General features: G+C 55.0%; 14 protein-coding genes. 12 read left to right on the forward strand and 2 right to left on the reverse strand.

The genetic code is table 11. From position 1 onward, the window contains the following. The 12 genes from dnaE (at position 1) to rpoS (ending at position 14,646) form a co-directional block, all read left to right on the forward strand. Positions 1-3,492 (forward strand): DNA polymerase III subunit alpha, encoded by a 3,492-nt coding sequence (dnaE, locus tag QUD59_RS10110; protein WP_286236831.1) that lies wholly within the window; start codon positions 1-3, stop codon positions 3,490-3,492. Positions 3,493-3,587: 95 nt separating this feature from the next. Further along, on the forward strand, positions 3,588-4,547 hold the full coding sequence (accA, locus tag QUD59_RS10115; RefSeq protein ID WP_286236833.1) for an acetyl-CoA carboxylase carboxyl transferase subunit alpha: 960 nt from the start codon (positions 3,588-3,590) through the stop codon (positions 4,545-4,547). Then, positions 4,537-5,880: a tRNA lysidine(34) synthetase TilS gene (tilS, locus tag QUD59_RS10120; RefSeq protein ID WP_286236834.1), complete on the forward strand. Its 1,344-nt coding sequence runs from the start codon at positions 4,537-4,539 to the stop codon at positions 5,878-5,880. Before accA ends, tilS begins: the two co-directional genes overlap by 11 nt. Positions 5,881-5,949: 69 nt before the next feature. Then, positions 5,950-7,575, forward strand: coding sequence for a CTP synthase (gene pyrG / locus QUD59_RS10125; protein ID WP_286236835.1), 1,626 nt, complete (start codon positions 5,950-5,952; stop codon positions 7,573-7,575). Between the two features lie 62 nt (positions 7,576-7,637). Next, positions 7,638-8,930: a phosphopyruvate hydratase gene (eno, locus tag QUD59_RS10130; protein ID WP_286236836.1), complete on the forward strand. Its 1,293-nt coding sequence runs from the start codon at positions 7,638-7,640 to the stop codon at positions 8,928-8,930. Positions 8,931-9,001: 71 nt separating this feature from the next. Further along, positions 9,002-9,289, forward strand: a complete 288-nt coding sequence (ftsB, locus tag QUD59_RS10135; RefSeq protein WP_286236837.1) for a cell division protein FtsB — start codon at positions 9,002-9,004, stop codon at positions 9,287-9,289. A 6-nt stretch (positions 9,290-9,295) separates the two neighbouring features. After that, positions 9,296-10,330, forward strand: a complete 1,035-nt coding sequence (gene truD, locus QUD59_RS10140; protein WP_286236839.1) for a tRNA pseudouridine(13) synthase TruD — start codon at positions 9,296-9,298, stop codon at positions 10,328-10,330. A 10-nt stretch (positions 10,331-10,340) separates the two neighbouring features. After that, positions 10,341-11,090, forward strand: coding sequence for a 5'/3'-nucleotidase SurE (surE, locus tag QUD59_RS10145; protein WP_286236841.1), 750 nt, complete (start codon positions 10,341-10,343; stop codon positions 11,088-11,090). 26 nt (positions 11,091-11,116) lie between these two features. Further along, complete coding sequence (locus tag QUD59_RS10150; RefSeq protein ID WP_286241019.1) at positions 11,117-11,755, forward strand: protein-L-isoaspartate(D-aspartate) O-methyltransferase; 639 nt, start codon at positions 11,117-11,119, stop codon at positions 11,753-11,755. Between the two features lie 10 nt (positions 11,756-11,765). Continuing rightward, positions 11,766-12,707, forward strand: a complete 942-nt coding sequence (locus QUD59_RS10155) for a polyprenyl-phosphate transporter (protein ID WP_286236843.1) — start codon at positions 11,766-11,768, stop codon at positions 12,705-12,707. Between the two features lie 3 nt (positions 12,708-12,710). After that, a complete protein-coding gene (locus QUD59_RS10160) occupies positions 12,711-13,565 on the forward strand; it encodes a peptidoglycan DD-metalloendopeptidase family protein (RefSeq protein WP_286236844.1) in 855 nt (284 codons plus the stop codon). Positions 13,566-13,629: 64 nt separating this feature from the next. After that, on the forward strand, positions 13,630-14,646 hold the full coding sequence (gene rpoS / locus QUD59_RS10165; protein WP_286236845.1) for an RNA polymerase sigma factor RpoS: 1,017 nt from the start codon (positions 13,630-13,632) through the stop codon (positions 14,644-14,646). Positions 14,647-14,712: 66 nt separating this feature from the next. Here rpoS and mutS read toward each other — a convergent pair whose 3' ends face one another. Then, the gene (gene mutS / locus QUD59_RS10170; RefSeq protein WP_286236847.1) at positions 14,713-17,295 is read right to left on the reverse strand and encodes a DNA mismatch repair protein MutS; all 2,583 of its coding nucleotides are present in this window, start codon (positions 17,293-17,295) and stop codon (positions 14,713-14,715) included. A 468-nt stretch (positions 17,296-17,763) separates the two neighbouring features. After that, positions 17,764-22,830: a diguanylate cyclase domain-containing protein gene (locus QUD59_RS10175; RefSeq protein WP_286236849.1), complete on the reverse strand. Its 5,067-nt coding sequence runs from the start codon at positions 22,828-22,830 to the stop codon at positions 17,764-17,766. Between the last annotated feature and the right edge of the window lie 4 nt (positions 22,831-22,834).

Genomic DNA, 22,834 nt, shown 5'->3' on the forward strand with positions numbered 1-22,834 from the left:
ATGTCTGAAGCACAATTTATCCATCTGCGCACCCATACTGAATTCTCCCTGGTAGACGGCCTTGTCCGGGTGAAGGAGCTGGTGGCCGCGGCTAAGGACAACGGGATGCCTGCGGTCGGAATGACTGACCAGACTAACTTCTTTGGTCTGGTGAAGTTTTTCAAAGCGGCGACTGGCAGCGGGATCAAACCGATCTGTGGTTCCGACCTGTGGGTAGAAAATACCGATGAACCTGGTGGTGAACCGTACCGCCTCACACTGCTGGTCTGCAATGCACAGGGCTACCTGAATCTGATGGAACTGATCTCTCAGGCATATGCTGAGGGGCAGAATATTATTCCTGATCTGGCTCTGGTAAAGCCGGAGTGGGTTGCTGCTAAATCGGCTGGCCTGATCGCACTATCAGGTGGCCGTAAAGGTGAGGTAGGCCGGGCGATACTGGCGGATAAGGGCGAGGCAGATGCCGTTCTCGAACGCTGGATGCAGGTGTTTCCGGGAAATTTCTACCTTGAGATACAGCGTACCGGGCGACCGGGGGATGAGCAGATTGTCCATGCCTCTGTCGCACTGGCTAAAGCCCACGATTGCCCATTGGTTGCAACCAATGAGGTGATGTTTGTTAAAGCCTCGGATTTTGAGGCGCATGAGGTCAGGGTCTGTATTAACCAGGGGCGGACACTGGAAGACCCAACCCGGCCAAAAGAGTACAGCGAACAGCAGTATTTCCGTTCACAGGAGGAGATGGTCGAGCTGTTCAGCGATATTCCATCGGCATTGCAGAACAGTGTGGCGATCGCCAAACGCTGTAATATCGAAATCGAAATTGGCACCTATTACCTGCCGAAATATCCGATCCCTGAAGGGATGTTGATGGATGAATTCTTCCGCAAGGTCTCCTATGACGGACTGGAAGAGCGGTTGGAAATCCTGCTGGATAAAGCTGATCCCGAGTATCAGGAGAAGCGTCAGCGCTACATTGACCGGCTGGAGTTCGAGCTGGATATCATTATCCAGATGGGTTTCCCCGGCTACTTCCTGATCGTAATGGACTTCATTAAATGGGGTAAGGAAAACGGCGTTCCGGTAGGTCCCGGACGTGGTTCCGGTGCGGGATCTCTGGTGGCGTATGCGCAGAAAATTACCGACCTTGATCCCCTGGAATACGATCTTCTGTTTGAGCGATTCCTTAACCCTGAACGTGTATCCATGCCCGACTTCGATATCGATTTCTGTATGGATAACCGCGATAAGGTAATCGATTACGTGGCTCGGACATATGGCCGTGATGCGGTATCCCAGATTGTGACTTTCGGTACCATGGCCGCGAAGGCGGTGGTGCGGGATGTTGCCCGTGTTCAGGGCAAACCCTTTGGTCTTGCAGACCGTCTCTCCAAACTGATCCCCTTCGAGGTGGGTATTACCCTGAAAAAGGCGATGGATCAGGAACCCATGCTGCGTGAATTCGTTGAGTCCAGCGAAGAGGCGCAGGAGATCATGGAGATGGCCTATAAGCTCGAAGGTGTGACCCGAAATGTGGGTAAACATGCCGGGGGCGTGGTCATCGCGCCCACCAAGCTGACTGATTTCGCAGCAACCTACTGCGATGAAGAGGGCAACGGTCTGGTAACCCAGTTTGATAAGGGAGATGTAGAGGAGGCGGGGCTGGTTAAGTTCGACTTCCTGGGGCTGCGTACCCTGACCATTATCGACTGGGCATTGCAGACCGTGAACCGGATTCGGGAGAAGCAGGGCGAGGAACCTCTGGATATTGCCCTGATCGATCTGGAGGATAAAAAGACCTTCGATCTGTTGCAGGCGGCTGAAACCACTGCGGTATTCCAGCTTGAATCCAGTGGTATGAAGGATCTGGTAAGGCGTCTGTTGCCGTCGCGCTTTGAGGATATTGTCGCACTGGTGGCGCTGTTCCGCCCAGGCCCGCTGCAATCAGGCATGGTGGACGACTTTATCAACCGTAAGCATGGCCGTGCTGAGATGGCGTGGCCGCACCCCGATTATCAGCTCGACTCTCTGCAGCCCGTGCTGGAGCCTACCTACGGCATCATCCTCTATCAGGAGCAGGTGATGCAGATCGCTCAGGTGATGGCCGGGTATACGCTGGGCGGCGCGGATATGCTGCGCCGGGCCATGGGTAAGAAAAAGCCGGAAGAGATGGCCAAGCAGCGGGCCTCCTTCCTGGATGGTTCAGTTGAAAACGGTATCGACAAAGATCTGGCGGGGAATATCTTCGATCTGGTAGAGAAGTTTGCCGGCTACGGTTTTAACAAATCCCACTCGGCTGCTTATGCACTGGTTTCCTACCAGACCGCCTGGCTGAAAGCCCACTACCCGGCGCCGTTTATGGCGGCGGTTATGTCATCCGATATGCAGAACACCGATAAGGTGGTGATCTTTATCGAAGAGTGCCGGATTATGGGAATACCGCCGGCACTGCCCGACGTCAACAGCGGTGAATATATGTTCACGGTTAATGATGAAGGGGTGATTGTATACGGGCTCGGCGCGATCAAGGGTGTGGGTGAAGGCCCGATTGAGGCGATTGTTCAGGCCCGTAACGAAGGTGGTCCGTTTAAAGACCTGTTTGATTTCTGTGAGCGGGTCGGGGCGAAAAAGCTGAATAAACGGGTACTCGAAGCGCTGGTGCGCTCCGGTGCGCTGGATAACCTCGGCGCAGAACGGGCGGTGCTTTGGGAAGCGATCCCGGCGGCGCTAAAAGCCGCAGATCAGTCGGCGAAGAATCAGGATGCCGGTATGTTTGATCTGTTCGGCGAAGTGGAAGCTGAATCCGATCGTTGCAGTTATGAAGACTTCAGAAATGTACGCTCCTGGACCGACAAAGAGCGCCTGACAGGCGAAAAAGACACACTGGGCCTGTATCTGACGGGTCATCCGATTGATGAATATGAATCGGAGCTGCGCCACTTTATCAGCAAGCGGATTGTTGAGCTGCAACCTGCACGGGGACAGACTCAGAAAATGGCGGGTCTGGTGGTGGATCTGCGCCTGAAAAAAACCAAAAAGGGCGATAACCTCTGCTTTGTTACACTGGATGACCGCAGTGCCCGGATTGACGTTACCCTGTTTGGCGATACCTATGACGCGGTGCGTGATATGGTCGCCAAAGATGCGGTACTGATCGTTGAGGGGGAGGTGGCAGAAGATCACTTTTCCGGCGGCATGAAGGTGCGGGTCAGCAAGGTGTTGAGTATTCCTCAGGCCCGGGCGCAGTATGCATCGGGTGTTCAGGTGCGCTGTCAGGCTGGGCAGTTTGCCGGGCGTCGGTTACAGGAGCTGCAGAATCTGCTGCAGTCGCATCGGGGGCAGGGCGGATTGCCGCTCCGTCTGCGTTATCAGCGTGAAGATGCGGAGGCGACGCTGGTGCTGGGGGATAACTGGCGGGTTGAGGCCAGCGACGAGCTGTTGATTGCATTAATGGAACGCTTTGGCAGCGATGCAGTGAGGCTGACCTATTAGACCGGGGTTGGCCATTGCCGATGTAGGTCTGGTTCTTATCCGAGCAAAAAGGTAAACTTTGCACAATTTTTTCACTTAATAAATAGATGAGTCATATGAATCCGAACTATCTGGATTTTGAACAGCCGATTGCCGAGTTGCAGGCAAAAATTGAAGAGTTGCGTCTGGTCGGTGATTCCGCTGAACTGAATATCTCCGATGAGATCGCACGTCTGGAAGACAAAAGCCGCAGCCTGACCGAATCTATTTTTTCTGACCTGAGCGCCTGGCAAGTATCGCAGTTGGCGCGTCATCCGCAGCGTCCATATACCCTGGATTACATCGATTATATTTTCGACGAGTTCGATGAGATCCACGGTGACCGCCATTTCGCGGACGATCAGGCGATCGTAGGCGGCATTGCCCGTCTGGACGAGAAGCCTGTGATGGTTATCGGTCATCAGAAAGGTCGTGGTGTGCATGAGCGTCAGAAACGCAATTTCGGTATGCCGCGTCCTGAAGGCTACCGTAAAGCGCTGCGCCTGATGGAGATGGCTGAGCGCTTCAAAATGCCGGTTCTGACCTTTATTGACACACCGGGTGCGTATCCGGGGATCGATGCCGAAGAGCGTGGCCAGTCAGAAGCGATCGCATTTAACCTGGCTAAAATGTCGCAGCTGAAAACACCGATTATCTCCACCGTGATTGGTGAAGGTGGTTCCGGTGGCGCGCTGGCGATTGGTGTCTGTGATGAGCTGATGATGATGAGCTACTCAACCTACTCGGTTATCTCGCCGGAAGGTTGTGCATCGATTCTGTGGAAAAGCGCTGAGCGTGCTGCGGATGCCGCTAAGGCGATGGGTATTACCTCCGAGCGTCTGCATGAGCTGGGTCTGGTTGATCAGATTGTCAGTGAGCCACTGGGTGGCGCACACCGTGATCCGGCACTGACCGCAGCGAATCTGAAACGTCATCTCAGCGAAACGCTGGCTAAACTTCAGGATCTGTCTCAGGATGAGCTGCTTGAGCGTCGTTACAAGCGCCTGATGTCCTACGGATTCGGTGGTGAGGCCTGATTCAGGTTTCAACCACGATCTGAAACAGTGTGAGCGCAGCATGGCTGCGCTCATTACTGATTATCTGCAAAAACTTCCCTCTGCTGAACGGCCTCGCAACTGGGTTATAGCCCATAGTGGCGGGCTGGATTCTCAGGTATTACTCCATCTCGCTGCCCGGTATTTCGATACCTCTGAACTAAGGGTGGTGCATGTTAACCACCACCTTCAGGCCGACGCTGAGCAGTGGGCCGAGTTTTCGCAGGCTCAGGCTGCTGCACTGGGGCTCCGTTTTTTCCGGCTGGATGTGTATCCGCAAAGTGATTCAGAAGAGGCCGCAAGGGATGCACGTTATCAGGCGTTTGCGGAAAATCTGCAGCAGGGGGAGTGTTTGCTGCTGGCCCATCATGCCGATGATCAGGCCGAAACCCTGTTGTTTCGTTTTCTCCGGGGCAGCGGTGTCGCCGGACTCTGTGGTATGCCGCGCTCACGTCCGCTTGCCGGGGGGGGCCTGCTGAGGCCTCTGCTGCATTGTTCCCGAGAGGCGCTCGAAGGAGCGGCGGCTGCATTGGGGCTCTCCTCAATTGAGGATCCCAGTAATCATTCGCTGGACTACGATCGTAATTTCCTGCGGGCAGAGATTCTGCCCGGATTAAAGCAGCGCTGGCCGCGGCTGTTGCAGCGCTGGCAGTCCAATGCTGAGCTGATGCAGCAGAACCAGTTGCTGTTAGAGAGTTATCTGCAGCAGGATCTCGATCAATGTCTGCGGGCACCCGATCAGCTCTGTCTGGCGGCGCTTAAGGCGCTCCCGCTGGTCCGCCAGCCTGAACTGCTGCGATTCTGGGTTGCGCAGTTCTGCGGTGAGTTGCTGAATGGCCGGCAGTTAACACAGATTGAGCGTGACCTTATTCTGGCACGGGAGGATGCGAACCCCTGTTACCAACTGAAAACCTGCTCCATTCGTCGTTTTCAGGGGGCGCTCTATCTGGTGTTGCCTATCCCGCAAACAATGGCTCAGCCGGGGCCATTGCAGTTGGGTACCCATGAGTTCGCTGATGGCTGTCTGACCGTGGCACCGGCCGATGCCGGTCTGAAAACCCTGAAGGATCTTCGTGTCGTTCGTCGGCAGGGGGGAGAGCGCTGTCGTCCGCATGGGCGTGGCGGCTCAGTCACGGTGAAAAAACTTCTTCAGGAATCCGCTGTTCCGCCCTGGCGACGTGACGCCTGGCCGCTGCTTTACCATGATGATGAGCTGGTGGCGGTTGTGGGTATTTGTGTTTGTGACGGCTGGTGGTCAGAAAAGTCAGGTTTTTCGCTTTTATGGCGTCCCTTTTCGTTGTCTGAGAAGGCCTGATTTGGTATCCTGTAGCGCCATCTCGATCTTAAAAAATCCTCGCTTTCAAAACGATCAAACAGGTTCTGCATGACGCGTTATATCTTCGTCACTGGCGGTGTTGTGTCCTCATTGGGCAAAGGCATCGCATCCGCTTCTTTGGCTGCCATTCTGGAGGCCAGAGGGCTTAAAGTAACTATGTTGAAACTGGATCCGTATATCAACGTCGATCCAGGGACCATGAGTCCGATTCAGCACGGTGAAGTTTTTGTCACAGAGGATGGTGCAGAAACTGACCTCGACCTTGGTCACTACGAACGTTTCATTCGTACTACCATGAGCAAGCGCAATAACTTCACCGCTGGCCGAATTTACCAGCACGTGCTGCGCAAAGAGCGCCGTGGTGATTACCTCGGCGGCACCGTTCAGGTTATCCCGCATATCACCGATGAGATCAAACGCCGTGTGATTGAAGGTGCCGGTGATGCTGATGTAGCACTGGTAGAGATCGGTGGTACGGTGGGTGATATCGAATCCCTGCCGTTTATGGAAGCAGTACGTCAGTTGAAAGCAGAACTGGGCTCACATCGGGCTATGTTTATGCACCTGACGCTGGTGCCGTATATCGCCACCGCCGGTGAAATCAAAACCAAGCCATCCCAGCACTCGGTTAAAGAGCTGCGTTCGATCGGTATTCAGCCGGATATTTTGGTCTGCCGTTCTGACTTCCCGCTGCCGGACTCCTCCCGTCGTAAACTTTCGCTGTTTACCAACGTAGAAGAGCGTGCAGTGGTATCTCTGCCGGATGCAGACACCATCTATAACATCCCGCGTATGCTCTCCGAGCAGGGGCTGGATGATATCGTTGTTCAGCGTTTCAATCTGGAATGTGGTGATGCGGATCTGTCTGAGTGGGATCGTGTTGCTGATGCACACCTGAATCCTGAAGGTGAAGTCACCATCGCCATGGTCGGTAAGTACATGGAGCTGCTGGATGCCTATAAATCCCTGATTGAAGCGATCTCCCATGCCGGTATTGCGCTGAAGAAAAAGGTGCGTATCGAATGTATCGACTCTGAGCGTGTTGAGCGTGAAGGTGTTGAGATCCTCTCCGGCGCCAGCGCTATTCTGGTACCGGGCGGTTTCGGCGAGCGTGGTGTAGAGGGCAAGATCAATGCGGTGCGTTATGCCCGCGAGAACAAAATTCCTTATCTGGGCATCTGTCTGGGTATGCAGGTGGCTGTAATCGAGTTTGCTCGTAATGTGGCAGGTATCGAAGGCGCGACTTCATCTGAATTTAATGCCAATGCTGAACACCCGGTAATCGGTCTGATTACTGAGTGGACCACTTCCGAAGGTGATGTGGAAACCCGTGGCGAGCAGGATGATCTGGGCGGCACCATGCGTCTGGGGGCGCAGGTATGCCACCTGAGCGAAGGCTCAACGGCGGCTAAGGCGTATGCCAGCACCGAGATTACCGAGCGTCATCGTCACCGTTATGAAGTGAACAACAACTATGTGCAGCAGCTTGAACAGGCGGGTCTGCGCATCTCTGGTCGGTCCGTCGATGGCGAGCTGGTAGAGGTTGTGGAAGTGGCTGATCACCCTTGGTTTGTGGCCTGTCAGTTCCACCCTGAGTTTACCTCGACGCCGCGTGACGGCCACGGCCTGTTCACCGGCTTCATCCGGGCTGCGGTTGAGCAGCAGGCAAAATAATAAACGCATTTAGATCGGGAGCGCGCAGCTCCCAGAATGAAAATTTCTGGAGTTATTAACCCATGGCACAGATCTCTGATATCAAAGCCCGCGAAGTTCTGGATTCCCGCGGTAACCCAACTGTAGAAGCTGACGTGATTCTGGCTTCCGGCGTCATCGGCAGCGCCTGTGCGCCATCTGGTGCGTCTACTGGTTCCCGCGAAGCGCTGGAACTGCGTGACGGCGACAAAAGCCGTTACCTGGGCAAAGGTGTTCGGAAAGCAGTCGCGGCGGTTAACGGTGTGATCCGTGAAGCCCTGATCGGTATGGATGTGACTGACCAGCGTGCGCTGGACAACAAAATGCTTGAGCTGGATGGCACTGAGAACAAAGAAAATCTGGGTGCGAATGCGATTCTGGCAGTCTCACTGGCAGCGGCGAAAGCAGCAGCCAGCGAAAAAGGTATTCCACTGTACGCTCACATTGCAGAGATCAACGGCACCGCGGGTCAGTTCTCTCTGCCGGTACCGATGATGAACATCCTCAACGGTGGTGAGCATGCGGATAACAACGTTGATATTCAGGAATTCATGGTTCAGCCGGTTAACTTCGACAAGTTCTCTGAAGGTCTGCGTTGTGGCGCTGAAATCTTCCACGCACTGAAAGGTGTGCTGAAAGCGAAAGGCCTGAACACTGCCGTAGGTGACGAAGGTGGCTTCGCACCTAACCTGGCGTCTAACGAAGAAGCACTGGTTGTTATCAAAGAAGCGATCGATAAAGCCGGTTACGAGCTGGGCAAAGATGTGACTCTGGCACTGGACTGCGCTTCTTCCGAGTTCTACAAAGATGGCAAATACGATCTGTCCGGTGAAGGTAAAGTATTCGATTCCGAAGGCTTTGGCGACTACCTGGCAAACCTGACTGAAAACTACCCGATCGTTTCTATCGAAGATGGTATGGACGAATCTGACTGGGATGGCTGGGCCAGCCTGACCCGTAAGATCGGTGACAAAGTACAGTTGGTGGGCGATGACCTGTTCGTAACCAACACCAAAATCCTGTCTCGTGGTATCGAGCAGAGCATTGGTAACTCCATCCTGATCAAGTTTAACCAGATCGGTTCTCTGTCTGAGACGCTGGATGCGATCAAAATGGCTAAAGATGCCGGCTTTACTGCTGTGATCTCTCACCGTTCCGGTGAAACTGAAGACACCACCATTGCCGATCTGGCGGTGGGTACGGCTGCAGGTCAGATCAAAACCGGTTCTCTGTGTCGTTCAGACCGTGTTGCTAAGTACAACCGTCTGCTGCGCATCGAAGAAGAGCTGGGCAGCGCCGCAATCTACAACGGCCTGTCTGAAATCAAAGGCCAGTAATAGCCTGGTCCTTAATAGTCTGATATATAAAGGGGGCTCCGGCCCCCTTTTTTTCGCTTAAAAAAGAAACTATGTACCGTTGGTTGATCGCTATCATTGTCATTATGCTGCTGGGTTTGCAGTATCGTCTCTGGTTTGGAGAGAACAACCTGCGTGATATCTGGGCCCTGCAGGCAAAGATTGAGTTGCAACAGTCGGTCAACCAGGAATTAAGCCAGCGGAACAGTGAACTTGAAGCGGAAGTTCAGGATCTGAAAAAGGGCCGTTCTGCGCTTGAAGAGCGGGCTCGCAGCGAGCTCGGCATGATTAAAGAGGGCGAGACCTTCTTTCAACTGGTGGAACCTGCCAAAGAGAAGTAATCACTGGTGAATAACTTACCCACAGACTTTGCCTATCTGCATGACCGTCCTCAGTCTGAGGCGATTATCCGAACCGAACCGGAAGATTTTCAGGTGATTGAAGAACTCGGTTTCGAACCGGAAGGTGAAGGCGAGCATGTTTTTCTCTATATCCGTAAAACCGGTGAGAATACCGACTGGGTTGCCCGCCAACTGGCGAATTTTGCCCAGGTCAGCCTGAGAGATGTCAGCTATGCGGGCAAGAAAGACCGGCATGCGGTGACCGAACAGTGGTTTTGTGTAAAATTTCCTATCAAGCGTAACCTGAACTGGAAATTGTTTGGCGGCGACACTATTCAGGTGCTGGAGGCAAAGCGTCACCCGCGTAAGCTGCGTCTGGGTACCTTGCAGGGAAACCGTTTCAGACTGCGTCTGCGCCAGGTGAGTGATATGGCTGATCTGCAGACCCGGCTGGAGCAGGTTCGTCAGAGCGGTGTGCCTAACTACTTTGGTGAACAGCGATTTGGTCAGGATTACGCTAATCTCTGGCGGGGGCTGGCGTTGCTGCGAGGTGAAATTCAGGAAAGGCAGCGCAATAAGAAAGGGATCTATATCTCGGCGGTGCGTTCCTGGGTGTTTAACCAACTGCTCTCCCGACGGATTGAGCAGAACCTGTGGCAACAGATGATGCCGGGTGATGCGCTGATGCTGGCCGGCAGCCAGAGCTGTTTTGTTGAAACCGACGTTTCCGCCGAGCTGGAGCAACGCTTGTCGGCCGGTGATATCAACCTGACGGGCCCTCTCTGGGGGAAAGGTGATATGCTGGCCACAGCCGATGCCGAAAGCTGGGAACGTGAACAGTTACAACCCTGGCAGGAGGTTACTGACCTGCTGGAGACGCTGAGCCTTAAACAGGAGCGGCGTTCGCTGAGGCTTCAGCCGGAGGCGTTACAGTCAGAAATTATAAATGAGCAAGAGTGTTGGATCTCGTTCTCACTGGGATCCGGATCTTTTGCCACCAGTGTGCTGCGTGAGATCTGTCTGACGGCGCAGCCTGAGTAGAGTAGCAAACATGAAAATACTGATCTCCAATGATGATGGAGTCTACGCCCCGGGGCTGGCAGCTCTGGCCCGGGCATTGTCTGAACTGGGGGATATACTGGTTGTGGCTCCGGACCGGAACCGCAGTGGCGCGAGTAACTCTCTGACGCTGGATCGGCCGCTGGAAGCCTATCAGCATGATAACGGTTTTTACGGGGTCAATGGCACGCCGACCGACTGTGTTCATCTGGGGTGCTCCGGCGTGTTGGGTCTGGAGCCGGATATTGTGGTTTCCGGCATCAACGCCGGCCCCAATCTCGGTGACGATGTAATCTATTCCGGTACGGTTGCTGCCGCGATGGAGGGACGTCATCTGCGCTACCCGGCGATAGCCATCTCCTCCGGGAATTTTCATCCCTCAAATTATGCCGCGGCGGCTCAGGTTGCACGGGATCTGGTGGCGAATATTCGCACCCTGAACATTGCGCCCCGCACCGTGTTGAATGTTAACGTGCCGGACTGCAGTTATGATGAATTTAAGGGTGTGCATGTGACACGCCTGGGTCATCGTTCAATGGCGGATAAACCCATTGCAACTGAAGATCCCCGCGGACGTACCCGCTACTGGATCGCCGGTGCTGGCCCGGCCGTCGATGCCGAACCGGGGACCGATTTCTTTGCCCTGTCAGAGCAGTGTGTCTCTATTACCCCGTTGCATGTCGATATGACTCAGTACCCGGGAATGGATAACGTCGGAGACTGGCTGGAGAGTAGTTTTTGAACGATCAGCAATTACGTGGCATCGGTATGACGTCACAAAGAACCCGGGATCGTTTGATCAACCGCCTGCGTGAGCAGGGGATTAAGGATGAGCGGGTGCTGGAGGTGATGCGTCAGTGTCCCCGGCATATTTTTATCGACGAAGCGCTGTCTCATCGGGCCTACGAAGATACCGCCCTGCCGATCGGCTATAACCAGACCATTTCCAACCCGCACATTGTGGCACGCATGACCGAAGCTTTGCTGGCTGACGGCCCCCTGCAGCGGGTGCTTGAAGTCGGTACTGGCTCTGGCTATCAGACCTCGATTCTGGCCCCTCTGGTGGGAGAATTGTACAGTGTCGAACGGATTAAGCCGTTACAGGATAAAGCCCGCCAGCGGTTACGCATGATCGGACTGAATAATGTGCAGTTCAGACATACGGACGGGGGTATGGGCTGGAGCGGTAAAGCGCCTTTTGACGGAATCCTCGCCGCCTGCGCGCCTGAAGAGGTACCTGAGGAGTTGAAACAGCAGCTCCGGATCGGTGGGCGTTTGATTATTCCGGTCGGCGGCAGCGATAATCAGGAGCTGAAACTGGTTATCCGTGAGTCGGAGGATGAATTCAGTACTCAGGTGCTGGAATGTGTAAAATTTGTACCTTTACTCAGTGGTACGGTTCGCTAACGGAGTTTGAATGCAGCAAGGTCGAAGCTGGCGCGATTATCTCGCGCTGTCGGGCAAGGGAATGATGATGGGCGCGGCCGATGCGGTGCCCGGTGTCTCTGGTGGCACCATCGCATTTATTACCGGAATCTACGAGGAGTTAATTCACTCCATTAAGCAGTTTGGTCCGGAAGCGTTAATGGTTCTGTTTCGCCAGGGGCCGGTGGCGGCCTGGAAACACGTCAACGGATCGTTTCTGCTGGCGTTGCTGGGGGGCATTCTGATCAGCCTGTTGACCCTGTCGCGGGTTATCTTGCACTGGCTGGATCAGTATCCGGAACTGCTCTGGTCGTTTTTCTTCGGCCTGATACTGGCATCGGTGTGGTCGGTTTGCCGGCACATTGATCGCTGGAACTCTAATCGGCTAACCGCATTCTTTGCGGGCACTGTGGCGGCGTATCTGATTACCTCCTTGTCGCCTACATCCATCGAGGCAACGCCGCTGTTTATTTTCCTGTCAGGTATGGTGGCGATCTGCGCCATGATACTGCCGGGGATCTCCGGCAGTTTTATCCTGCTGTTACTGGGGATGTACAGCACTGTACTGCTGGCGATCAAAAATCTGGAGCTGGTGACATTAGGTATCTTTGCAGCAGGCTGTGCCATTGGTCTGCTTAGCTTTTCCCGGGTTTTGAGCTGGATGTTCAGTGAATTCAGAACCACGACACTGGCGCTGCTGGGGGGATTCCTGCTGGGTTCCCTGAATAAGGTATGGCCCTGGAAATATACCATCGCTTACAGCATCAACCGTCATGGTGAGCAGGTGCCTCTGGTTCAGGAAAATATATCTCCCTTTGTATTTGAGTCGATGACGGGACAACCCGCCTATTTTGCCTATGCGTTTGCTCTGATGCTGTTGGGGGCCATACTGGTGCTTGCCATCGAGCTTATGGGGCGGAGGCCCGAGGGATAGTCTGTGTTTTGGCGAGCGGCGGTTTTACTGGGGCTGGTCAGTCTGCTGGGGGCATGTGGTGGTAAAACCTACGCTCCGGTCAGCGATCGCTCTGTTTCCGCCGCTGCACAACCGCGCCCGGACAGTTATCTGGTGCGCAAAGGAGATACCCTCTACTCAATCGCCTTCCGTTACGGCATGGATTACCGGGAGCTGGCCCGGCGTAACGGTATTGGCCGGGACTACAGTATCTACCCCGGTCAGCGCCTCAGCCTGAAAAACAGCAGCGCTAAACCTGCCAGTTCTTCTATCGTACGTGATGCTTCGATCACGGCGCCTAAGCCGGTGATCACCTCCAGCCGTGACGCCCGGCAAAAAACGCCTGATCCGGCTAAACAACCTGTGCGTAGCAGTACCAGGCCCGTTGCACAGAAGCCTGTATCTGCGCCTTCTGCCCGGGCCAGGCCTGAGCCGGTAAAAAAACAGCCCAAGAAACTGCCGTCCGGGCCGATACAGTGGCAGTGGCCGGCCAGTGGCAGGGTGATCAGTACCTTTAAAACCAAGGGTTCCGTGAACAAAGGGATCAATATCGCCGGCAGCAGAGGTACCCCTGTCAAGGCTGCTGCGAAGGGGAAGGTGGTCTACGCCGGAAATGGCTTGCTTGGTTATGGCAATCTCGTGATCATTGATCATAATCAGCAATTTTTAAGTGCCTACGCACATAACAGTCGAGTTTTAGTAAAAGAAAATGATATGGTTGATGCAGGCCAAAAAATTGCTGAGATGGGTAGTACAGGAGCGGATAGGATCATGCTGCACTTTGAGATCCGGCGCGATGGCAATCCGATCAACCCTCTGAAGTACCTGCCGAAAAGATAGATAACAAAATATAACAATAACAATATAGTCTTTTGTGAATACAGATAGGTTAAGGGAACGGGCGATGGAAAATATCGATAATGACTGCAACACGGATGTGCAGGATCTTGCCTTGGAAAGCGAAGAGCTCGAAGAGGATAAGCTGGACGACGCTGATACTGATTCCGATGCTGAAGAGGAACCTGAGTTTCTCAACAGTGGCCGCGGCCGCGGTAGTATGGCGCATAAAGACCTGCTGAATGCCAAGAATCTGGATGCTACCCAGCTTTACCTTAATGAGATCGGCTTTTCCCCCCTGCTCAGTGCTGAAGAGGAGGTTTATTTCTCCCGTCGGGCGCTGAAAGGTGATGAAGCGGCGCGCAAGCGGATGATCGAGAGTAACCTGCGGCTGGTAGTTAAAATTGCCCGGCGCTATATCAATCGTGGCCTGACCCTTCTCGATCTGATTGAAGAGGGCAATCTGGGCCTGATCCGCGCAGTAGAAAAATTCGATCCGGAGCGGGGCTTCCGTTTTTCGACTTATGCTACGTGGTGGATCCGTCAGACCATTGAACGGGCGATTATGAACCAGACCCGCACCATCCGTCTGCCGATTCATGTGGTTAAAGAGCTGAACGTTTATCTGCGTGCAGCGCGTGAGCTGGCCCAGAAACTGGACCATGAGCCTTCACCGGAAGAGATCGCTGAGCTGGTCGATAAACCGGTAGAAAACGTCGAACGTATGCTGGGCCTGAACGAAAGGGTCAGCTCAGTTGATACGCCGATGGGTAAAGATTCTGATAAATCTCTGCTCGATACGATTCCTGACCCGGTTTCATCAGACCCTGCCTCGCTTTTGCAGAGTTCTAATATCAGTGGCAATCTGGACAAGTGGCTGGATGCGCTGCCCGAGAAGCATGCAGAGGTACTATCGCGGCGTTTTGGTTTGCGTGGTTATGAGATGAGCACACTGGAAGAGGTGGGTCGTGAGATCGGCCTGACCCGGGAACGGGTGCGTCAGATACAGGTTGAGGCGCTGCGTAAACTGCGGGACATTGTCGAGAAAAATGGCCTCAGTGGCGAAGACCTGCTGCAGCAGTAGACTCCTCAGATAAAAAAACCGCCTCGCAGGGCGGTTTTTTTATGTTCAGATCTCAACGATGCCGGGTTACAGCATCTGCTTGAGTTTATACAGCAGGTCCAGTGCCTCGCGCGGGCTCAGGTCATCAGGGCTGAGTTTCTTCAGTTCCTTAACCACCTTCGGCTCCGGTGCCGCGAACATATCATTCTGTACCGGCGGTGGTGGCGCGGCCATTTGCGCGCCTACCGCTACATCCTGCTCCAGTTGCAGTAGCTTATGCCTCGCTTGCTGGATCACCCCCAGCGGAACCCCGGCAAGCTGAGCCACCTGCAGGCCGTAACTCTGGCTGGCAGGGCCCTCCTGTACTTCATGCAGAAAGACGATATGGTCATTGTGCTCAACCGCCGTCAGGTGCACGTTGAACACCGCCGGTGCCTGTTCGGGCAGGCTGGTCAGCTCAAAGTAATGGGTTGCAAACAGGGTAAAAGCACGGGTTTCCCGGGCAAGATTATCGGCGCAGGCCCAGGCCAGAGAGAGGCCGTCGAAGGTGCTGGTGCCGCGGCCGACCTCATCCATCAATACCAGACTGCGCTCCGTGGCGTTATGCATAATATTCGCGGTTTCGGTCATCTCCACCATAAAGGTGGAGCGGCCACCGGCGAGATCATCTGAGGAGCCCATGCGGGTGAAAATCCGGTCGACAATACCGATGGTCGCAGCGGAAGCAGGGACGTAGCTGCCAATATGTGCCAGCAGGGTGATCAGGGCTGCCTGGCGCATATAGGTGGATTTACCACCCATGTTCGGGCCGGTGATGATCAGCATTTTGCGCTGGCTGTCCAGATCCAGATCGTTCGCCACGAAGGGGTCTTCCAGTACGGACTCGACCACCGGGTGACGGCCGCGCTGGATTTTAATCTGCGGCTCTTCAGTCAGCACAGGCGGTACATAGTCGAGCGTGACCGCGCGTTCTGCCAGATTGTTGAGAACATCCAGCTCGGCACAGGCGGATGCCGAATCCTGCAGCTCTGCAAGTTCCGCTGCCAGTGTTTCCAGCAGGTCTTCGTACAGTGCTTTTTCCCGGGCCAGTGCGCGGCTTTTCGCCGACAGGGCTTTATCTTCGAACTCTTTCAGTTCCGGGGTGATATAGCGTTCGGCGTTTTTCAGCGTCTGGCGACGGATATACTCGGCCGGTAATTCAGCGCTCTGTGCCTTGCCGATCTCGATAAAGTAACCGTGTACCCGGTTGTAGCCCACTTTCAGTGTGGCGATGCCGGTACGTTGCCGCTCGCGGCTTTCCAGCTCCAGCAGATAGGCGCCGGCATTTTCACTGATGCCGCGCAGTTCATCCAGTTCGGCATCGAAGCCTTCGGAAATCACGCCGCCATCCCGGATGACAACGGGTGGGTTTTCGATAATGGCCCGGTTGAGGACCTCCGAGAGCCCGGGGAATTGTGAGATCTGATCTGCGAGTTCGTTGATCAGCGGTGCTGCTGCCTGATCCAGTTGCTGCTGCAGTTCCGGTAGCACGTTCAGGGCGGTTTTGAGTCGTTCCAGATCCCGGGGGCGAGCAGAGCGCAGGGCAATACGTGCCAGTATACGTTCACTGTCACCAATGCTTTTCAGGCACTGGCGAATCTCTTCAAAGCGGTAATTCTCCTGCAACCACTGGATAGAAGCCTGACGCGCGAGCAGCGTTGCGCGGTCCTGAAGAGGACGGTGCAGCCAGCGACGCAACAACCGGCTACCCATTGGGGTGCGGCACTTATCAATGACTTTAGCCAGAGTGTTATCAAACCCCCCGGACAGATTCTGGTCGATCTCCAGGTTTTTTCGGGTCGCTGCATCCAGTGAAACGCATTCGTTATGCTGCTCCACCTGAATCCGTCTGATATGCGGCAGCGCTGTACGCTGAGTGTCTTTGGCATACTGCATCAGGCAGCCTGCTGCGGTGATCGCAAGGCCGAGGTGGTCGCAGCCAAAGCCCGCCAGATCTTTAACCTTAAACTGCTGGCAGAGCAGACTTTCGGCACTGTCCTGATCAAACAGCCAGGGGGCCTGGGGACGCAAACCTTTGCGTTTCTCCAGCAGATTAGCCAGAGCAGAATCTTCGTTATACAGGGTCTCCGAAGGGCGCAGGCGCTCCAGCTCACTGAGCAGTGCATCCTGACCCTCTACCTCCATCAGGCTGAAACGACCGGAGGCGATATCTACAATCGCAAAACCAAATTGTTCTCCCTGCTGGTTCAATGCAACCAGAAAGTTATCCCGGTTTTCATCCAGCAGCGCTTCATCACTCAGGGTGCCCGGTGTGATGATACGGGCGACCGCGCGTTCTACCGGCCCTTTACTGGTAGCAGGATCACCTACTTGTTCACAGATCACGACGGACTCGCCGGCACGGACGATCTTGCCAACGTAGCTCTCGGCTGCATGGTAGGGAATGCCCGCCATCGGGATGGGTTCGCCGCCGGATTTGCCCCGCGCCGTCAGCGAGATATCCAGCAGTTCGGCGGCTTTTTTCGCATCGTCATAGAACAGCTCGTAAAAGTCGCCCATGCGGTAGAACAGCAACTGGTCCGGGTGCTGTGCTTTGATCCGCAGGTACTGCTGCATCATCGGGGTGTGTTCGCTTTTCTTGCTTGCTGCCGTGCTGGATTTCTGGGTCATGGTCTTCTTTGTTTTTAGATAAAAACAATGGGTTGAGTTGGCGTTGCTATCTCGTGGGTGATCTGTGCAGGGGTATGGATAACGCGTCATTCAGCCGTCAGCGGAGGCTGTTAATTGCGCAGGCCTGAATCATCTCAAGCGATGATTTGTTGCTGACCTTATACCTCTGTCATGCAGATACGGATGACGAGTTTATCAGACGATGCAGCCTAACAAATCGCTGCCTGAATCGCTATCTCGAAACGCCTGCAGGCAGAGGCGTTACGGACGCTATAACGGCAGCGAGCTTCAGGGGGATTCTGGTTTTGTTATTGGGGGAATGTACCGCGATGCATGAACAATGTCTGACCCGTGATCGGTTTTGATTGTTATCAAGGGTAGAGGGATGCCTGATTCTTAAACCGGCTTCAGTCGCGGTTGACCCGTCTCCTGAACGGGGGCTCGTTACTGAGTCGGCTGCGGAGAATGTCACGATCTGTGTTTGTCTGCGCTATGTGCGATCTGATTGCGTCCGTTTTTCTTCGCCTGATAGAGGGCGATATCGGCATCTCGCAGCAACTGACCGGCGCTGAGGGTCTGATTGGGTACTAGGGTGGCGATACCGATACTGACAGAAACGACGGGGGCTGCGCTGGAATACTGGTGCGGTATGCCGAGTGACTCCACTGCAGTAAGCACTTTCCGGGCAACAATACTGCTGCCGCTTACATCGGTGTCAGGCAGAATCAGAACAAACTCTTCACCGCCATAACGTGCCACCAGATCTGCGGGGCGTTGTATTTGAGCCTCGATGGCACGGGCTACCGCAATCAGGCAGTCATCCCCGGCCTGATGACCGTAGTTATCGTTATAGGGTTTGAAGTGGTCTACATCCAGCATCAGAATGCTCAGCGGCTGCTGTTCTCTGCGCAGCCTTCCCCAGACCTGTTCAAGGTATGTGTCACTGCAGCGCCGATTAGCAACGCCGGTCAGACCATCCCGATCAACCAGCCCCTGCAGCTCATGATTGAGTTGTTCCAGTTGGGCGGTACGTTCGGCAACTTTTTGTTCTAATGTGTGCGAATAGTCCTGAACCTGTTCATAAAGACGCGCGTTTTCGATCGCGACTGACGCCTGCGCGGCCAGTAACCGGATCACTTCAGTCCGCTCGGCGGTAAATACCGCAGCACTGAGGTTATTTTCCATGTAGAGCACCCCCTGGAACCGTTCCCGGCGAATCGGCAGGCATAATACTGAGCTCGGTGTGAACGCGCGTATATAGGGATCCTGGGTAAACTGGCCGCTCCGGCTGGCGTCATCCAGTATCACCGCCTGACCTGTGTGTTGCACTTCGCTGATCAGGCTGATGGGCAGTGGCAGTCGCTGTCCGTTTGTGTCGGTGATCATCGAGTGTGCGGGCAGATTGCTGCAATGGTGCCGGGTATCTGCCGGTTCGATAGCGGCAACTTGCCAGCGATCCTCGTGACGGACGAGCAGGCAGCCCCATTGCCCACCTGCGTTTTCCAGCAGTATTTGCATACTTCTCTGCAGCAGACGTTCAAGCACAATTTCGCCGGAGATCTCGCGGGAAGCTTTCATTACAGAAGCCAGGTCGAGGTTGCTGAACTGCACTTGTTCAGCATGGCCGGGCTGCGTGGGCGTCAGCTGATGAAGTTCGGGGAATTCCTGAAGCAGTTGTTGCACCTTTCGCTTCGCTCCCCAGCGCTCATACAGACGATAGGCGGTATTCAGATAACCTTCGGCAGAACGTTTGCGATCCCGGCTCAGCAGATAGCGGGCGGCGCGCTCGCAAGCCATCGCCTCATCGCGCAGGAAACTGCTGGCCTGAGCCGCATCAATGGCTGCATCGTAACGGAGCATGGCGGCGTCGTGTTGCTGATCCAGACGCAGCAGTTCGGCTTCCATCAGCAATTGCAGGTGGAGAAAGTTCTCTTTACAGTTCGCGGCCCAGCGCTGCATGCGTTGCAGATCCTGTTCAAGGCGCTGGCGTGTCCCGGCCTTTGCCGCAGCCGTCATGGCCGGGTAGTGCGTTGCCAGAGTCAGGAAGGCGACGATATAAAAGCGGGTGAGCTGGGGCAGAGACATGGCAGATTTGATCAGCTTGTCCTGCTCCCGGACGTGAGCCAGCGCCCGATCATAATCGGTGTACAGCAGACAGATCTCGGCACTGTAGATATGGTAGTTAGCGATGCCGGTCATAAACTGGCGCTGACGCATACCTTCGAGGCAGTGTTGTTCATCGAAGCTGTCATCATTGAGGCTGAACGGTGAATCGGTGAGGCCCAGCAGGTTGCGTTGCAGTTGGCGGAAAAGCGTGCCTGAATCGAGTGAGTCCTGATAGGCGCATTCACGGACGATTTCCAGATTTTCCGTGTGCAACTGGTGTGCGGTTTCGAGGTCCAGTGTCGGATCCCAGATCACACAGTCCTGTGCGCTGTAGGCCAGATAGAGCAGATCACCGGACTGGTAGCCCGCCTCAATTCCTTTGCGGAACATCGGTGTCAGGCTGGACCAGTGGCGACTCCAGTGGTGAACAAACATGGCATAGACGTAAATTACCCGGGCGCGCAGCGTCAGGTCGTCGAGCCTCTGGTTTATTTCCATCCCTACCCGGGCGTATTCAAAGCCTTCTGCCGGCTGATCCAGTTCACCGCAGAGCAGCATGCCGTAGGCCGCGTAAGAGAATGCCGCTTCAGGGGAGTTGCCATGTTGCAATGAGAGGTTGACAGATTTCAGTACCAGATAGGGAAACAGGTTGCCGCTGGCCGAGAGGAAGGCCGCCGCAAAAATTTCCATCAGCAGGCGCATTGCCGTGAGTGTCGCAGGGTCGGTGACTTCAGGTGCATCTGCCAGATCGGCAATGCGGCGTTTCCCCAGATTGTCTGACACCCGTTGACGTTCGAGAAGAATGTCGGTGCGGTCGGGTTGGTCGGTGAACTCGATGCCTAACAACTTCAGCCCCCTGATGGCCGAATGTATCGATTCCTCCATTCTGCCAAGGGTGGCATATTGCCGGGTGCGGATGGCCATAATATCAGCCCGTTGCAGATCGGATCGGGCATGTTCCAGCATCCGCTCGATCCATTGATCTGCCTGCTTCGTGTTCCCCGTCAGATAACAGCATTGCTGCGTCTCCGCCGCCAGTGTCTGCATCAGTTGCGGGCAGGCTTGCCAGGGGGAAGGCGGCAGCAGTTTAACCGCCAGTTGCAGGTAGTTGAGCGCGGCCTGATAGGCCGAGGCGAGTCTGGCTCTTTGACCGGCGCGCAGGTTCAGTTCAGCCAGTTGCTGCTTTTTATTGGTTGTGCGTAATAATTCGTGCCCTTGATTCAGGTGTCCGACGATCTCTATCAGACGCTCGTCTGGCACGGTTTCGTTGACGCTTTTCAGCATCAGTTGGCCGATAGACAGATGCAGTTGACCCAGCTTTGTGGGATCAATCAGTGCGTAAGCCGCCTGTTGTACCCGGTCGTGCTGGAAGCGATAGTGTGGGTCAAAACTCTGCCCTTCAGCCGATTCGTGAATCAGGCGGTAATCATTGTCCAGTGGCCGCAACGTATGCTGTTTCAGAGCAGGCATCAGCGCCGCTGCGGTCTCTGCCATGCTCTTTTGATTAACTGTTGCCAGTGTTTTCAGGTCAAAGCGGTTACCGATGCAGGCTGCCAGTTTTAATACTTGCTGGGTTTCGTCCGGCAGCGTTCGCAGATTATCCAGCATGAAGGCGACAATGTCGCTGCTGACCTCTGACCAGCGCAGTGCATCCAGATCCCAGTGCCAGTGGCCGCTTGCCGGGTCGGAGGATATTGCACCATCTTTATACAGGTGACGTAGCAGTTCTGTGGTAAAGAACGGGTTACCCTGACCTTTTTCGTAGAGCCTCTGGCTCAGGGGCAGGATCTCATCTCTGTCGCGACGGAGCGCGTCCGCGACCAGAGCGGTAACCGAGTCCGGGTCGAGTAAATTGAGCGGAATCTGACTGATGGTTTTCTGTTTCTGTAGCGCATCAAGCATCAGCCGAAGGGGATGACCGGCACTGACTTCATTGCTGCGGTAGGCCCCAATCAGTAACAGATGGGTCAGCTCGCGGGAGGTGGTCAGGCGATGTAACAGTTCAAGGGTGGGCTGGTCGCTCCATTGCAGGTCATCGAGGAACAGGACAACCGGATGACCTTCGCCGGCAAACACCCTGAGGAATGCACTGAGCACAATTTGCAGGCGGTTTCGGGCTTCGGCAGGTGGGAGCTCAGCGACTTCGGGTTGTGGGCCGATAATCAGTTCCAGCTCCGGTACCAGATCAATAACCAACTGAGCATTGGGGGCCAGTGCCTGTTGCAACTGGTGGCGCCACTGTTCAAGTTGTGTTTCCGATTCGGCCAGAACCTGCTGGGTTAGGCTGCGGAAGGTTGACGCCAGTACGGCGTAGGTTTCTCCCTGCTGGTACTGATCGAACTTACCCTGAACCAGAAAACCGCGCTCGCGTACCAGCGGTCGGTCGATTTCGTTGACCAGCGCGGATTTACCGACGCCGGAATGGCCATGGACCAGGCAGAGCGCGTTCGCGCCACAGACGGCTGCTTCGAACAGCGCGAACAGTTGTTCTAATTCATGTTCGCGTCCATACAGGTTCTGAGGCAGCAGGAATTTCAGGGCAAGATCCCTGCTCCCGGGTACGAACGCTGAGTCCGGTTCCGAGGCCTGAAGTACATCGGCGCAGTGTTGCAGGTCGTGGCTCAGACCAATTGCGCTCTGGTAGCGCTGCTCGGGGCACTTTTCGAGTAGCTTGAGTACCACGGCTGCGATCGGTTCCGGCAGTGTCGGGTTTAAACTGCGGGGAGAGGGGGCCGGTTGACTGATATGGGTATGGACCCATTGCAGCATACTGTCGGCATTAAAGGGTGGTCTGCCGGTAAGCAGCTCGAACAGTACCGCACCCAGCGAGTAATAATCCGTGCGATAATCCAGATCGCGGTTCATCCGGCCGGTTTGTTCCGGAGACATATAGGCCAGGGGGCCTTCCAGACTACGTGACAGTTGGGCGGCCTGACGCTCCTGATCCAGTTCTGAGGCGATGGCAAAGCCGGCCAGTGCAATATGCCCGGTTTCAGGATCATAGAGGATATGGTCGGGTGTGATCGCTTTGTGGATGATATCCTGTTCATGCAGTGCCGCCAGAATTCTGCTGACACTGAGGCCGATCTGCAGCACTCTGGCAGGGGTAAGGCCGACATTATGTTCGGCTTCGAGTATGGTGCGCAGAGTGCAGCGGTAAAGGTCACTCACCAGTGCAAGATTGCCGCTGCCGTGGTGCAGTATCTGATGAACCTTACGGACACCGTCAACTGCGGCAAGACGTTGGGCTATCAGGCCCTCGCGCCTGATAGCGGCGGCCTGGCGGCGATTGGGGTATTCCGTATCCAGAGTTTCTACAGCAACGGGGCTGGCATCAGACAGGCGGCGCGCATAAAACACCACACGATCAGCATACCTGAAAAGGACCGGGCCGGTTTCATATCCGGGCAATTGCAGGTGTTGCGTCACTCAG

The sequence above is a fragment of the Neptuniibacter halophilus genome (assembly GCF_030295765.1).
Classification (GTDB): domain Bacteria; phylum Pseudomonadota; class Gammaproteobacteria; order Pseudomonadales; family Balneatricaceae; genus Neptuniibacter; species Neptuniibacter halophilus.